This window comes from Streptomyces sp. Y7 (assembly GCF_043195415.1).
GTDB lineage: Bacteria > Actinomycetota > Actinomycetes > Streptomycetales > Streptomycetaceae > Streptomyces.
On record NZ_JBIDDQ010000017.1, the window covers coordinates 142,319 to 155,876 of the forward strand.

The following is a 13,558-nucleotide window of genomic DNA, read 5'->3' on the forward strand; positions in this document are numbered from 1 at the left end:
TGGGCCATGGGGATAGTCGCCGGGCTGGACAGTTCGCCCGATTTCACGCGCATCGTCGTCTGCGACACGGATTCAGGCGCCGTGCTCAGGCAGGGGTACGCCCCGCACCCGGTGGAGTCGCCGGAGGGCGGCGCGCGTCCCTCCGACGTCGACCCGCAGGCCTGGCTGCTCTCACTCGGTGAGGCGGCCACCGGCGGGCTGCTCGAAGGCGTGCAGGCCATCGGCGTGTCGGCGCAGCAGAACGCGCTGGTCCCGCTCGACGCGCAGGGCAACACCGTGCGTCCCGCGATGGTCGGCGGCGACAAGCGCGCCCAGGTCGCGGCGGCGGATCTGATCGACGCGCTGGGCGGGCGCGGGACATGGGCGCAGGCGGTGGGCTGTGTGCCACAGGCCGCGCAGCCGGTGACCAAGCTGCGCTGGCTCGCCAAGACCGAGCCGGAGAACGCCGCGCGCACCGCCGTGCTCATGCAGGCGCACGACTGGCTGGTGTGGCAGCTTCTCGGCCGCCCGGTGAGAAGGACCACAGACCGCGGCGGCGCCTCGGGCACCGGCTACTGGTCGGCGGCGGCCGGCGGCTACCGCACCGACCTCGTCGAGCTGGCGCTCGGCCACCAGGCCATGCTGCCCGAGGTGATCGGGCCGGCCGAGGCGGCCGGTACGACTCCGGAGGGGCTGCTGATCTCCGCGGGGACCGGCGAGACCATGGCCGCCGCCTTCGGGCTCGGCATCGGGCTCGGCGACGCCGTCGTGTCGCTCGGCGCGTCCGGTTCCGTGATGGCCGTCCACCCCGAGGCGCTCGTCGACAGCTCCGGGATGATCACCTCCCTGGCCGACGCGACCGGCATGCACCTGCCGGTCGTCACCACCCTCAACGCCGTGCGCACCCTGCGCGGCACCGCCGAACTCCTCGGCGTGCCCGACCTGGAGGGCCTGTCCGACCTGGCGATGAAGTCGACGCCGGGCTCGCACGGCCTGGTGTTCCTGCCCTACCTGGAGGGTGAGCGGACGCCGAACCTGCCGCACACCGCGGGCACCCTCGCCGGGCTCCGCCGGGAGTCGATGAAGCCGGAGCATCTGGCGCGGGCCTCCTTCGAGGGCATGCTGTGCGGGCTCGCGGACGCGCTCGACGTGCTGCGCGGCCGGGGTGTCGAGGTACGCCGGGTCTTCCTGCTCGGCGCGGTGGCCGAGCTGCCGGCCGTGCAGGCGGCGGCGCCCGCGCTGTTCGGGACACAGGTCGTCGTACCGCAGCCCGCGGACTACGCGGCGATCGGCGCCGCCCGGCAGGCCGCGTGGGCGCTCGGCGTGTCGCAGGGCTCGCTCGATCCGCGGACGCCGCCGGTCTGGCAGGGCGCGGCGGCGCAGGTCCTGGAGCCCGGTGAGGAGCTGGCGGTGGGCCAGGCGGTGCGCCAGCAGTTCGTGTCGGTGCGCGAGCAGACGCATCCGGGGGCGTTCCGGTCGTAGCGGCCGGGCGCTGTGGATCTTCCGGAAGGTAAGAGCGAGGTAGGAACCGGACCCGGAAGGCCGTATGAGGAGGCGCTGACGGCTTAATCGGTTGAGGTAACACCGCTGGAGTGTTCGACGATAGGGGCCAGGGGCAACCAAAGGCCGCCCCGTCGCCGACTCCGAGAGAAGCAGCGTGCTCATACGACTTCTGCGGACCCACCTCAGTCCGTACCGAAAACCCATCGCCTTGCTGGTGCTGCTGCAGTTCCTGCAGACCTGCGCCACGCTCTACCTGCCCACGCTGAACGCGGACATCATCGACAAGGGTGTCGTCAACGGCGACACCGGCTACATCCTGAGCTACGGCGCCCTGATGATCGGCATCTCGCTGGCGCAGGTCGTGTGCAACATCGGTGCCGTCTACTACGGCGCCCGCACCGCGGCGGCGCTCGGCCGGGACGTGCGGGCCGCCGTCTTCGACCGGGTGCAGTCGTTCTCGGCGCGTGAGCTCGGCCATTTCGGCGCGCCGTCGCTGATCACCCGGACGACCAACGACGTCCAGCAGGTGCAGATGCTGGCGCTGATGACGTTCACGCTGATGGTGTCGGCGCCCATCATGTGCGTCGGGGGGATCGTGCTGGCGCTCGGCCTGGACGTGCCGCTGTCCGCGGTGCTGGTGGCCGTGGTGCCCACCCTCGGCATCAGCGTGACCCTGATCGTGCGGCGGCTGCGGCCGCTGTTCCGGACCATGCAGGTGCGCCTGGACACCGTGAACCGGGTGCTGCGCGAGCAGATCAGCGGCAACCGGGTGATCCGCGCCTTCGTGCGCGACGAGTACGAGCAGCAGAGGTTCCAGAAGGCGAACGCCGGGCTCACCGACATGGCCCTGGGCACCGGCAACCTGCTCGCGCTGATGTTCCCGATCGTCATGACGGTGGTGAACCTGTCGTCCATCGCGGTGGTGTGGTTCGGCGCCCACCGCATCGACAGCGGCGGCATGCAGATCGGCGACCTGACGGCGTTCCTCGCCTATCTGATGCAGATCGTGATGTCCGTGATGATGGCCACCTTCATGTTCATGATGGTGCCGCGCGCGGAGGTGTGCGCCGAGCGCATCCAGGAGGTCCTGGACACCTCCTCCAGCGTGGTGCCGCCGACCGCGCCGGTGCGGGAGCTGCGCCGGCACGGTCATCTGGAGATCCGGGGCGGCGGGTTCCGCTACCCGGGTGCCGAGGAGCCGGTGCTGAAGTCGATCGACCTGGTCGCGCGGCCGGGTGAGACGACGGCCGTGATCGGCTCGACCGGCAGCGGCAAGTCGACCCTGCTGGGGCTGGTCCCCCGGCTGTTCGACGCGACCGACGGCCGGGTGCTGGTGGACGGGGAGGACGTCGCGACGATCGACCCCGAGGTCCTCGCGAAGACCGTCGGACTGGTGCCGCAGAAGCCGTACCTGTTCGCCGGGACGGTGGCGACCAACCTGCGCTACGGCAATCCGGACGCGACGGACGACGAGCTGTGGCACGCGCTGGAGGTGGCGCAGGCCAAGGAGTTCGTGGAGCGGCTGGAGGGCGGGCTGAACGCGCCCGTCGCCCAGGGCGGCACGAACGTCTCGGGCGGTCAGCGGCAACGGCTGGCGATCGCGCGCACGCTGGTGCAGCGCCCGGAGATCTATCTCTTCGACGACTCCTTCTCCGCCCTCGACTACGCCACCGACGCCGCCCTGCGCGCCGCGCTCGGGCAGGAGACGTCCGAGGCGACCGTGGTGATCGTCGCCCAGCGGGTGGCGACCATCCGGGACGCCGACCGGATCGTCGTGCTCGACGAGGGACGGGTCGTCGGCACCGGCCGGCACCACGAGCTGATGGCGGACAACGAGACGTACCGGGAGATCGTGCTCTCCCAGCTGACGGAAGCGGAGGCCGCCTGATGGCCGGGCCCATGGGACGGATGATGGCCGGCGGCGGTCCCGATCAGCGGTCGCTGGACTTCAAGGTGTCGGGCCGGCGGCTGATCGCCCGGTTCAAGCCCGAGCGGATCACCATCTACGTGCTGCTGTTCTGCGTGGTGGTGAGCGTGGGCCTGTCGGTCGCCGGGCCGAAGATCCTCGGTGAGGCCACCGACCTGGTCTTCGCGGGCATCGTCGGGCGGCAGTTCGAGCCCGGGATGACCAAGGAGCAGGTCCTCGCGGCCATGCGGGAGCGCGGCGACGACCAGATCGCCGACATGCTGCGCAGCACGGACTTCACCCCTGGCCAGGGCATCGACTTCACGGCCGTGGGGCATGTCCTGCTGTTCGCGCTCGGGGTGTTCCTCGTCGCCGGTCTGCTGATGGCGGTGGCGACCCGGCTCGTGAACCGGGCCGTGAACCGCACGATGTACCGGATGCGCGAGGACGTCCAGACGAAGCTGTCGCGGCTGCCGCTGTCGTACTTCGACAAGCGTCAGCGCGGTGAGGTGCTGTCCCGGGCGACCAACGACATCGACAACATCGGGCAGACGCTCCAGCAGTCGATGGGGCAGCTGATCAACTCGGTGCTGACCATCATCGGTGTGCTGGCGATGATGTTCTGGGTGTCGTGGCTGCTGGCGCTGGTCGCGCTGGTGACCGTGCCGCTGTCGTTCGTCGTCGCCACGCGCGTGGGCAAGCGGTCGCAGCCGCACTTCGTGCAGCAGTGGCGCACGACGGGCAAGCTCAACGCCCACGTGGAGGAGATGTACACCGGGCACACCCTGGTGAAGGTGTTCGGACGCCAGCGGGAGTCGGCCGAGCTGTTCGCCGAGCAGAACGAGGCGCTGTACGAGGCCGGGTTCAAGGCGCAGTTCAACAGCGGTGTGATGCAGCCGCTGATGCTGTTCGTGTCGAACCTCAACTACGTCCTGGTCGCCGTGGTCGGCGGTCTGCGGGTCGCCTCGGGTTCGCTGTCGATCGGTGATGTGCAGGCGTTCATCCAGTACTCGCGGCAGTTCTCGATGCCGCTGACGCAGGTGGCGTCGATGGCGAACCTCGTGCAGTCCGGTGTCGCCTCGGCCGAGCGGGTCTTCGAGCTCCTCGACGCGGAGGAGCAGCAGGCGGATCCGGTGCCGGGCGTGCGGCCGGAGGAACTGCGGGGCCGGGTGGCGCTGGAGCACGTGTCCTTCCGGTACGACCCCGAGAAGCCGCTGATCGAGGACCTGTCGCTGAAGGTGGAGCCCGGGCACACGGTCGCGATCGTGGGGCCGACGGGGGCCGGCAAGACGACGCTGGTCAACCTGCTGATGCGCTTCTACGACGTGTCGTCAGGGCGCATCACCCTGGACGGCGTGGACATCGCCGGGATGTCCCGGGACGAGTTGCGCGCCGGGATCGGGATGGTGCTCCAGGACACCTGGCTGTTCGGCGGCACGATCGCGGAGAACATCGCCTACGGGGCGTCCAGGGACGTCACCCGCGGCGAGATCGAGGAGGCCGCGCGGGCCGCCCACGCGGACCGGTTCGTCCGTACGCTGCCCGACGGGTACGACACGGTGATCGACGACGAGGGGTCGGGGGTCAGCGCGGGCGAGAAGCAGCTGATCACCATCGCGCGGGCGTTCCTGTCCGACCCGGTGATCCTGGTCCTGGACGAGGCGACGTCCTCGGTCGACACCCGTACCGAAGTGCTGATCCAGAAGGCGATGGCGAAGCTGGCGCACGGGCGTACGTCGTTCGTCATCGCGCACCGGCTGTCGACCATCCGGGACGCGGACACGATCCTCGTCATGGAGAACGGCTCGATCGTCGAACAGGGCGCGCACAGCGAGCTGTTGGCCGCCGACGGGGCGTATGCGCGGCTGTACAAGGCGCAGTTCGCGCAGGCGGTGGCCGAGGTGGACTGAGGCGCCGGTCGCGGGGGGCTGCGGGTCCGTTGTGGCGGGTCGCGCAGTTCCCCGCGCCCCTGAAGGGGCGTCAGCGGCACGTACCTCAGGGGCGCGGGGAACTGCGCGGCCGGCCCCCACCGGGCCCGCGGACGGCGTCAGTCCAGATAGCCCCTCAGCTGGTCCGCGAACGCGTGGTCCCGCAGCTTGTTGAGGGTCTTCGACTCGATCTGGCGGATGCGTTCCCGCGTCACGCCGAAGATGCGGCCTATCTCCTCCAGCGTGCGAGGACGGCCGTCCGCCAGGCCGTAGCGGAGCTGGACGACCTTGCGTTCGCGTTCGCCGAGCGTCGACAGGACCGCCTCCAGGTGCTCCCTGAGCAGCAGGAACGCGGCCGATTCGACCGGCGACGTCGCGTCGCCGTCCTCGATCAGGTCGCCGAGGGCGACATCGTCCTCCTCACCCACGGGCGCGTGCAGCGACACCGGTTCCTGGGCGAGCCGCAGGACCTCAGTGACCCGCTCGGGCGCGAGGTCGAGGTGGTCGGCGACCTCTTCCGGCGTCGGCTCGTAGCCGCGCTCCTGGAGCATGCGGCGCTGCACGCGCACGACCCGGTTGATCAGCTCGACGACATGGACCGGAACCCGGATGGTGCGGGCCTGGTCGGCGAGGGCGCGGGACATGGCCTGGCGGATCCACCAGGTGGCGTACGTCGAGAACTTGTAGCCGCGGGCGTAGTCGAACTTCTCGACCGCCCGGATCAGCCCGAGGTTGCCCTCCTGGACCAGGTCGAGCATGGTCAGGCCGCGCCCGACGTACCGCTTGGCGACCGACACCACGAGCCGCAGGTTCGCCTCGATGAGGCGCCGCTTGGCCATCCGGCCCATGACGACCAGGCGGTCCAGGTCGAGGGCGAGCCGGCTGTCCAGACCGTGGGTGCCGAGCTTCTCCTCGGCGAACAGGCCGGCCTCGACACGGCGGGCGAGCTCGACCTCCTCGGCCGCCGTGAGCAGCGGGATACGGCCGATCTCCCGCAGGTACTGGCGGAAGAGGTCCGAGGAGGGACCACTGTTGTCGGCGCGGGCGCGGGCCGGCAGCGGTGTCTCGACCGGCTCTGCGGTGTCGGCGGTGTCCAGCGCGTCGGCCGGCGGCTCCGCCGGCTCGGGCGGGCTGCCGGGTTCCGCCTCGGGGTGGTGCGCGACACGGTTCTGCGGCGGCACCGCGACGAGAACGTCGGTCTCCGCGTCAGCGGCCGTGCCGTCCGTACCGGTGTCGGTCTGGATGAGGGTCTGGGTCTGCACGGGGGCGACCTCCAGGATGATCGCTGCCGAGGCGTACGGCAGCGCTGCTTCGAGGGCGGAGTCGGCGGCCTCGCCGCTGTCCGTCCCGTACGCGATGAGCGGAACCGCGGGGGTGTGGGACCCGCGAGGGACGGGTCGGCCGCGCTCCGAGGACTCAGGCACCGGAACCCAGTGTGGAGTACGACACATCGCCGCCACGAGGGGCGTGCGGTGACTTTTTGCAATCGGGCCGTGACCGCGCGGTTACCCTGCCGTACGGCGGGTGGGGCGAGCCGTCAGAGCGCTGCCGCGCCGTGCCCGCGCAATGCCTGGTCGTACTGCTGCAGCACCCACAGTTCGTTCTGCACGGACGCCAGTTGGGCCGGGTCGCCGCCCGCGCCGAGCCGGGTGAGCTGGCTCTGCACGTCGCGCACCCGGCGCTCCACGGCACGGCGGCGGACGGTGACGAGCTGCTCGCCGGCGTAGTTCTCGTCGACGGTCCTGCGCATGATCGCCTCGACGGCCAGCTCGGTGACCATCGCGCGGACCTGGTCGTCGGGGGCCGCGTCCCGGACCCGGACCAGGTACTCCTGTGCGTCCTGGGTGCCGTACTCCGCGCCGCCGGCGTCCATGATCGCCTGGCGTACGGCGGCGTAGGGGGCGGCGGTGAACTCGTCGATGCCGTACGCGTCGAAGGCCGGGGAGACCAACTCGGGGCGCTGGAGGGCGAGTTTGAGCAGCTCGCGCTCGGTGGCGTAGACGGGGTTGCGCAGGGTCAGGGCGGGGCCGGAGGAGCGGGGCGCGGGCGCGGTGTCGTACTGCTGCCCGCCGCGGGGCGTGGGCGCCTGCCCCCTGCCGCCCCGGTCGCGCGCCCACCGCGCGAGCTGGGCCACCCGCTTGACCACGAACTGGGTGTCCAGGATGCCGAGCATGCCGGCGAGCTGGACGGCCACCTCGTGCTGGGCGCCGCTGTTCTTGATGCGGGCGACGATGGGTGCCGCCTCGTCCAGGGCGGCGGCGCGGCCCGCCGGGGTGTCGAGGTCGTAGCGGACGACGATCTGGCGCAGTGCGAACTCGAACAGCGGGGTGCGCGGTTCGGCCAGGTCGGCTACGGCCTCGTCGCCCTTGGCCAGGCGCAGTTCGCAGGGGTCCATGCCGTCGGGTGCGATGGCGATGTACGTCTCCGCCGCGAACTTCTGGTCGTCCTCGAAGGCGCGCAGGGCCGCCTTCTGGCCGGCCGCGTCGCCGTCGAAGGTGAAGATGACCCGGGCCGACCCGTTGTCCATCAGCAGCCGGCGCAGGATCTTGATGTGGTCGCCGCCGAAGGCGGTACCGCAGGTCGCGATCGCGGTCGTGACACCGGCCAGGTGGCAGGCCATGACGTCGGTGTAGCCCTCGACCACCACCGCGCGGCTCGCCTTGGCGATGTCCTTCTTCGCGAGGTCGATGCCGTAGAGGACGTGGGACTTCTTGTAGATCGCCGTCTCGGGGGTGTTGAGGTACTTCGGGCCGTTGTCCGCCTCGTACAGCTTGCGGGCGCCGAAGCCGACGACGTCGCCGCCGATGTCGCGGATCGGCCACATGAGGCGGCCCCGGAAGCGGTCGATGGGGCCGCGGCGGCCCTCCTGCGACAGCCCGGACAGCAGGAGCTCCTTGTCGGTGAAGCCCTTGCCGCGCAGATAGCGGGTGAGGTGGTCCCAGCCCTGGGGGCTGTAGCCGACGGAGAAGTGCTGGGCGGCGGCCTGGTCGAAGCCGCGCTCGGCGAGGAACTGGCGGCCGGTGTCGGCCTCCGGGGAGGTGGCGAGCTGCTCCATGTACCAGTCGGCGGCGATCTTGTGGGCCTCGACCAGGCGGATGCGTTCACCGCGCTGGTGGGAGGGGTTGTAGCCGCCCTCCTCGTAGCGCAGGGTGATGCCGGCCTGGGCGGCGAGCCGCTCGACGGCCTCCGAGAAGGTGAGGTGGTCGACCTTCATCACGAACGTGATGGTGTCGCCGCCCTCCTGGCAGCCGAAGCAGTGGAAGAACCCCTTGCTGGGGCTGACCTGGAAGGAGGGCGACTTCTCGTCGTGGAAGGGGCACAGCCCCTTGAGGTTCCCGCCGCCCGCGTTGCGCAGTTGGAGGTACTCGGACACCACGGCGTCGATCGGGACCGCGTCCCGTACCGCTTTCACGTCCTCGTCGTTGATCCGTCCTGCCACGCGTGAATTCTACGGGGGCGCACTGACAGCTACGGTGCGAGGTTTTCGAGCGGAATATGCGGATCCGCCAGGCTGTCGCTGTTCACCTGGGCCTTGGAGCGGATCAGCTGCTGGATCGGCTCTGTGACGTCCCACACATTCACGTTCATCCCGGCCAGCACCCGGCCGTCCTTCACCCAGAACGCGATGAACTCACGCTTCCCCGCATCCCCCCGGATCACCACTTCGTCGTACGACCCGGCGGGCGCCCAGCCGGAGTACTCCATGCCCAGGTCGTACTGGTCGGAGAAGAAATAGGGCACGCGGTCGTACGTGACGTCCCGCCCGAGCATCGCCCGCGCCGCCACCGGCCCGCCGTTGAGCGCGTTCGCCCAGTGCTCCACCCGCAGCCGGGTGTCGAACAGGGCGTGCGGGAAGGACGCCACGTCACCGGCGGCGTAGATGTCGGGGTCGGAGGTGCGCAGCTGTTCGTTCACCACCACGCCGCGGCCCTGCGCACGGTCGGCGATGTCGAGCCCCGCCGCCTCCGCGAGAGCGACCCGCGGGGCCGCGCCGATCGCGGCGAGGACGTCGTGCGCGGGGTGCTCCTCGCCGTCGTCGGTGCGCGCGGCCAGCACCATGCCGTCCTGGCCGACGATCTCCGTCAGCCGCCGGCCGAAGTGGAACCGCACCCCGCGCTCGCGGTGCAGCTCGGCGAAGAGGCCGCCCAGCTCGGGGCCGAGGACGCCGTGCAGCGGGGTCGGCTCGGGCTCGACGACGGTGACCTCGGCGCCGTACTCACGGGCCGCCGCCGCGACCTCCAGGCCGATCCAGCCGGCCCCGGCGATCACGATGTGTCCGTTGTCGCGGCCGAGGGAGGCGAGGACGCCCTTGAGGCGCTCGGCGTGCGCGAGCCGGCGCAGGTGGTGCACTCCGGCCAGGTCGGTGCCGGGGATGTCCAGGCGGCGCGGCTCGGCACCGGTGGCCAGCAGGAGCTTGTCGTAGTGGGCGACCGTGCCGTCCTCGCCGAAGCGGACCGTCTTCGCCGTACGGTCGATCGCGTCGACGGTCTGTCCGAGGTGCAGCTCGATGTCGTTGCGCGCGTACCAGGCGGGCTCGTGCACGAAGACGCTGTCGCGCTCCTCCTTGCCCAGGAGGTAGCCCTTGGACAGCGGCGGCCGCTCGTACGGGTGGTCGCGCTCGTCGCAGATCAGTATCACCCGCCCGGTGAAGCCCTCCGCTCGGAGTGTCTCGGCCGCCTTGGCGCCGGCGAGCCCTCCTCCGACGATGACGAATGTCTGATCCGCGTCGACCACTTGATGCCTCCTCGTAAGGGTGCCGCCACATGAGCGTCCCGCACGCAGCGTGATGCGGGAAGAGGGGGTGACCCGATCAGGCCACGCAGGGTCACTTTCGAGTGCCCGTTCGCCCCCGGTGTCTCACCTGTCGCGCGCGGGTGACGGCACCCGCGCTCACGCCCGCCGGGTGAGCCGCGTGTGCAGGGCACGCGCCGAGGCGTCCGTGAGGGACGCGATCTGGTCGACGATCACGCGCTTGCGGGCGCGCTCGTCGTCGGCCGCGTCGAACAGGGCCCGGAACTGCGGGTCCAGCCCCTCGGGCGCCCGGGCGGTGAGCGCCTCGGCCAGTTCGGCGACGACGATCCGCTGGTCGGCGCGCAGCCGCTCCTGCTCGGCGCGCTGCATGACGTACCGGTCCGCGACGGCCTTGAGGACCGCGCACTCCATACGGGTCTGGCGGGGTACGACGAGCTCGGCGCCGTAGCGGGTGAGCCGGCCGTCGCCGTACGCGGCGCGCGTGGCGGTCTCGGCGGCCAGGCAGAAGCGGCCGATGAGCTGGCTGGTGGCGTCCTTCAGACGGGCCTGGGCGACGGCCGAGCCGTCGTAGCCGTGCGGCCACCAGGGGGCGTCCTGGAGCCGGTCGAGGGCGGCGGCGAGTTCGGCGGGGTCGGTGTCCTCGGGGACGTAGCGGCCGACGGCGACCGCGAAGACCTCGCGGCGTTCGGGTTCGGCGTGCAGGCAGTTCGGGTCGATGTGGCCGGCGTGCAGGCCGTCCTCGACGTCGTGCACGGAGTACGCCACGTCGTCGGACCAGTCCATGACCTGGGCCTCGAAGGTGGTGCGGGAGCCGGGGGCGTCCTTGCGGACCCAGTCGAAGACGGGCCGGTCGTCCTCGTAGACGCCGAACTTCGGGGACTTCGGGTCGGTGGGGTGGCCGCCGCGGGGCCAGGGGTACTTGGTGGCCGCGTCGAGGGTGGCGCGGGTGAGGTTGAGGCCGACGGAGCCCTCCGGGGTGAACCGTTTGGGTTCGATGCGGGTGAGCAGGCGCAGGGACTGGGCGTTGCCCTCGAAGCCGCCGCAGTCCTCGGCGAACTCGTTCAGCGCGACTTCGCCGTTGTGGCCGAAGGGCGGGTGGCCGAGGTCGTGGGCGAGACAGGCGGCTTCCACGAGGTCGGGGTCGCAGCCGAGGGCCGCGCCGAGTTCGCGGCCGACCTGGGCGCATTCCAGGGAGTGGGTCAAGCGGGTGCGGGGGCTGGGGTCCCAGGCGTTGCTGTGGGTTCCCGGTGTCACGACCTGGGTTTTACCGGCGAGCCTTCTCAGCGCGGCGGAATGCAGGATTCGGGCGCGGTCGCGTTGAAAGGCGGTTCGGCCGGGGCGTTTGTCGGGCTCGGGGGCCCAGCGTTCGAGGGCCTGCAGGTCGTACGACATGACTCGACAGTACGGGCAGGGGGTGACAAACGGAGTGCGCCTTTGCGTCTGCCGGGTGCGCCTTCGCGTCTGCCGGGTGCGCCTTCGCGTCTGCCGGGTGCTGTTGAGTGGCGTGTGCGGGTTTGTGGGGGTTGGTCGCGCAGTTCCCCGCGCCCCTGAGTCGGACACCTCCCCCGGCGTCTCAAGCGGTCGCCAGTTCCGCTGTTGTCGTCACCTGCGTCGCCGCCATCCGGTCGTAGCGGTGCAGGACCAGTCTCGCCATCGCCGGGTGCGTGCCCAGGGGAGCCGACGCTATCCACGGGGCCTTCTCCGCGCACTCCGTCGCGAAGCGGCCCGGGGCCGTGAAGTAGGAGGCGATCGCCACCCTGGTGCGGCCGCGCGACGCCAGTGCCGCCAGGGCGGCCGGGACCGTCGGAGCCGCCGTCGTCGCGTAGGCCGGGACGACCGGGACGCCCAGCCGGTCGGCGAGGAGGCGGGCCGTGCGGGAGGTGTCGAGGTCGGACTCGGGGTCGCGGGAGCCCGCCGCCGCGAGGACGACCGCGCTGCTGCGGCGTGTGGGCTCGTCCATGCGGGTGCGCCAGCCGGCCTCCACCAGACGGGCGGTGAGTGCCTCCACGAGGAGCGGGTGCGGGCCGAGCGCGCCGGCCACGCGGGCGCGTACGCGCGACTCGGCGGCCATCTCGGGGATGTCCCGCTTGATGTGGTAGCCGCGGCCGAGAAGGAGGGGGACGAGGATCGCCTCGCGGTCGCCGAGCGCGGCGAGCGTGTCGGGCAGCAGGGGCGCGTTCAGCTCGATGTGGCCGAGGTGGACCGGCAGGCCGGGGCGCAGCGCGCGGACCTGGTCGAGGAGCGCGCGGACGGTGCTGAGGGCGCGCGGGTCGCGGCTGCCGTGGGCCACGACGACGAGCGCGGGCGGTGCGGGGCGCCGGCTCCCGTCGGGCGAGACGCGGCTGAGCTGGCTGGCGAGCTGGCTGCTGATCCGGTTCATGAGGTGCGCCGTACTGTCGAGGTGGGCCGTCGTGGACTCGTCGTGAAGGTGGTTCGACGCCGTCATGAACCGATGGTGGCGGCGGGACGTTGCCGCCCCGTTTCACAGGAATGACGGGTTCTTACACCGGGTTCACGGTGCGGCACCCGGGCGGTGTGAGGTGACGTGACCTGCGGTTTCACCGACGGGAGTGAAGCTGCTCACGCCGGGGGGAGTGAACCGCGGGGGCCGGACGGGCGTCCCTGACTGTCGAGGACAGGCCGTGTGCCGACCGGGGAGGGACCGTCCGATGCGCCGACCGAAGCTGGGCCGACCGAGACTTCCGCGCACCCGCGCGGGACAGCGGCGGCTCGTGCAGGCCGTGATGGCCGGATGTGTGCTGGCGCTGCTTCCCGCCACCTGGATGTACGTCGTCACCGGCGACCGGTTGCGCACCACGGCGGACGTGCCGCGCACCGACGTGGCGGTCGTCTTCGGCGCCGGGCTGTGGGACGGGGAGCCCTCCCCCTATCTCGCCCACCGGCTGGACGCGGCGGCCGAGTTGTACCGGGCGGGGCGGATCAAGGTGGTCCTGGTCACCGGCGACAACAGCCGCGAGGACTACGACGAGCCCGACGCCATGCGCGCGTATCTGACCCGGCACGGCGTGCCCGACGCGCACATCGTCAGCGACTACGCGGGCTTCGACACCTGGGACTCCTGCGTCCGGGCCAAGAAGATCTTCGGCGTCGACGAGGCGGTGCTGATCAGCCAGGGCTTCCACATCCGGCGGGCGGTCGCGCTGTGCGAGGAGGCGGGGGTGGCGTCGTACGGCGTCGGGGTGCCGGACAAACACGACGTGACCTGGTACTACGGCGGCACCCGGGAGATTTTCGCGGCCGGCAAGGCCGCCCTGGACGCCGTCTTCGAGCCGGACCCCCACTTCCTCGGCCGGCAGGAGCCGGGGGTCGCGAGAGCGCTGGCCGCGCGGCGGTAGCGGCGCCCGGCACGAGTGGCCCACGCTCTCGCGCGCAGGTTTTGACGCGCGCACGCCAGCCAACCGCGTGAATGACCCCGGTGAGAGCTTTCCGTAGTCGTTCAACTACTCATAGTGTCCAGGTCAGTTGCGGT

Annotated in this window: 9 protein-coding genes; 4 read left to right on the forward strand and 5 right to left on the reverse strand. The window is 71.4% G+C overall.

The annotated features are described in order from the left end of the window. The first annotated feature begins 6 nt into the window (after window positions 1-6). From ACGFW6_RS31655 to ACGFW6_RS31665, 3 genes are all read left to right on the forward strand, one after another. Window positions 7-1,461, forward strand: a complete 1,455-nt coding sequence (locus ACGFW6_RS31655; RefSeq protein WP_393517457.1) for an FGGY-family carbohydrate kinase — start codon at window positions 7-9, stop codon at window positions 1,459-1,461. A 175-nt stretch (window positions 1,462-1,636) separates the two neighbouring features. Next, entirely contained in the window at window positions 1,637-3,370 is a 1,734-nt protein-coding gene (locus tag ACGFW6_RS31660; RefSeq protein WP_393517460.1) for an ABC transporter ATP-binding protein, read from the forward strand. Further along, window positions 3,370-5,298: an ABC transporter ATP-binding protein gene (locus ACGFW6_RS31665; RefSeq protein WP_393517463.1), complete on the forward strand. Its 1,929-nt coding sequence runs from the start codon at window positions 3,370-3,372 to the stop codon at window positions 5,296-5,298. The genes ACGFW6_RS31660 and ACGFW6_RS31665 overlap by 1 nt, the downstream gene beginning before the upstream one ends. Window positions 5,299-5,435: 137 nt before the next feature. Here ACGFW6_RS31665 and ACGFW6_RS31670 read toward each other — a convergent pair whose 3' ends face one another. The 5 genes from ACGFW6_RS31670 to ACGFW6_RS31690 form a co-directional block, all read right to left on the reverse strand. After that, window positions 5,436-6,740, reverse strand: a complete 1,305-nt coding sequence (locus tag ACGFW6_RS31670; RefSeq protein ID WP_393517466.1) for an RNA polymerase sigma factor — start codon at window positions 6,738-6,740, stop codon at window positions 5,436-5,438. Window positions 6,741-6,853: 113 nt separating this feature from the next. Next, window positions 6,854-8,755, reverse strand: coding sequence for a DNA primase (dnaG, locus tag ACGFW6_RS31675; protein WP_393517469.1), 1,902 nt, complete (start codon window positions 8,753-8,755; stop codon window positions 6,854-6,856). 29 nt (window positions 8,756-8,784) lie between these two features. After that, a complete protein-coding gene (locus tag ACGFW6_RS31680; protein ID WP_393517472.1) occupies window positions 8,785-10,050 on the reverse strand; it encodes an NAD(P)/FAD-dependent oxidoreductase in 1,266 nt (421 codons plus the stop codon). A 156-nt stretch (window positions 10,051-10,206) separates the two neighbouring features. After that, on the reverse strand, window positions 10,207-11,460 hold the full coding sequence (locus ACGFW6_RS31685; RefSeq protein ID WP_393517475.1) for a deoxyguanosinetriphosphate triphosphohydrolase: 1,254 nt from the start codon (window positions 11,458-11,460) through the stop codon (window positions 10,207-10,209). Between the two features lie 181 nt (window positions 11,461-11,641). Then, the gene (locus ACGFW6_RS31690; RefSeq protein WP_393517478.1) at window positions 11,642-12,514 is read right to left on the reverse strand and encodes a sirohydrochlorin chelatase; all 873 of its coding nucleotides are present in this window, start codon (window positions 12,512-12,514) and stop codon (window positions 11,642-11,644) included. Between the two features lie 223 nt (window positions 12,515-12,737). Here ACGFW6_RS31690 and ACGFW6_RS31695 point away from each other — a divergent pair, with 223 nt between their 5' ends. Continuing rightward, window positions 12,738-13,424 carry a vancomycin high temperature exclusion protein gene (locus ACGFW6_RS31695; protein ID WP_393517481.1) on the forward strand — a complete coding sequence of 229 codons (687 nt, stop codon included), beginning with the start codon at window positions 12,738-12,740 and terminating at the stop codon, window positions 13,422-13,424. Window positions 13,425-13,558: the final 134 nt, after the last annotated feature.

Excerpts from the sequence above, each read along its gene's own strand:
- ACGFW6_RS31655 (WP_393517457.1), top strand. The coding sequence starts at position 7 with ATGGGGATAGTCGCCGGGCTGGACAGTTCGCCCGATTTCACGCGCATC.
- ACGFW6_RS31665 (WP_393517463.1), top strand. The coding sequence starts at position 3,370 with ATGGCCGGGCCCATGGGACGGATGATGGCCGGCGGCGGTCCCGATCAG.
- ACGFW6_RS31685 (WP_393517475.1), bottom strand. The coding sequence starts at position 11,460 with ATGTCGTACGACCTGCAGGCCCTCGAACGCTGGGCCCCCGAGCCCGAC.
- ACGFW6_RS31695 (WP_393517481.1), top strand. The coding sequence starts at position 12,738 with ATGCGCCGACCGAAGCTGGGCCGACCGAGACTTCCGCGCACCCGCGCG.
- ACGFW6_RS31690 (WP_393517478.1), bottom strand. The coding sequence starts at position 12,514 with ATGACGGCGTCGAACCACCTTCACGACGAGTCCACGACGGCCCACCTC.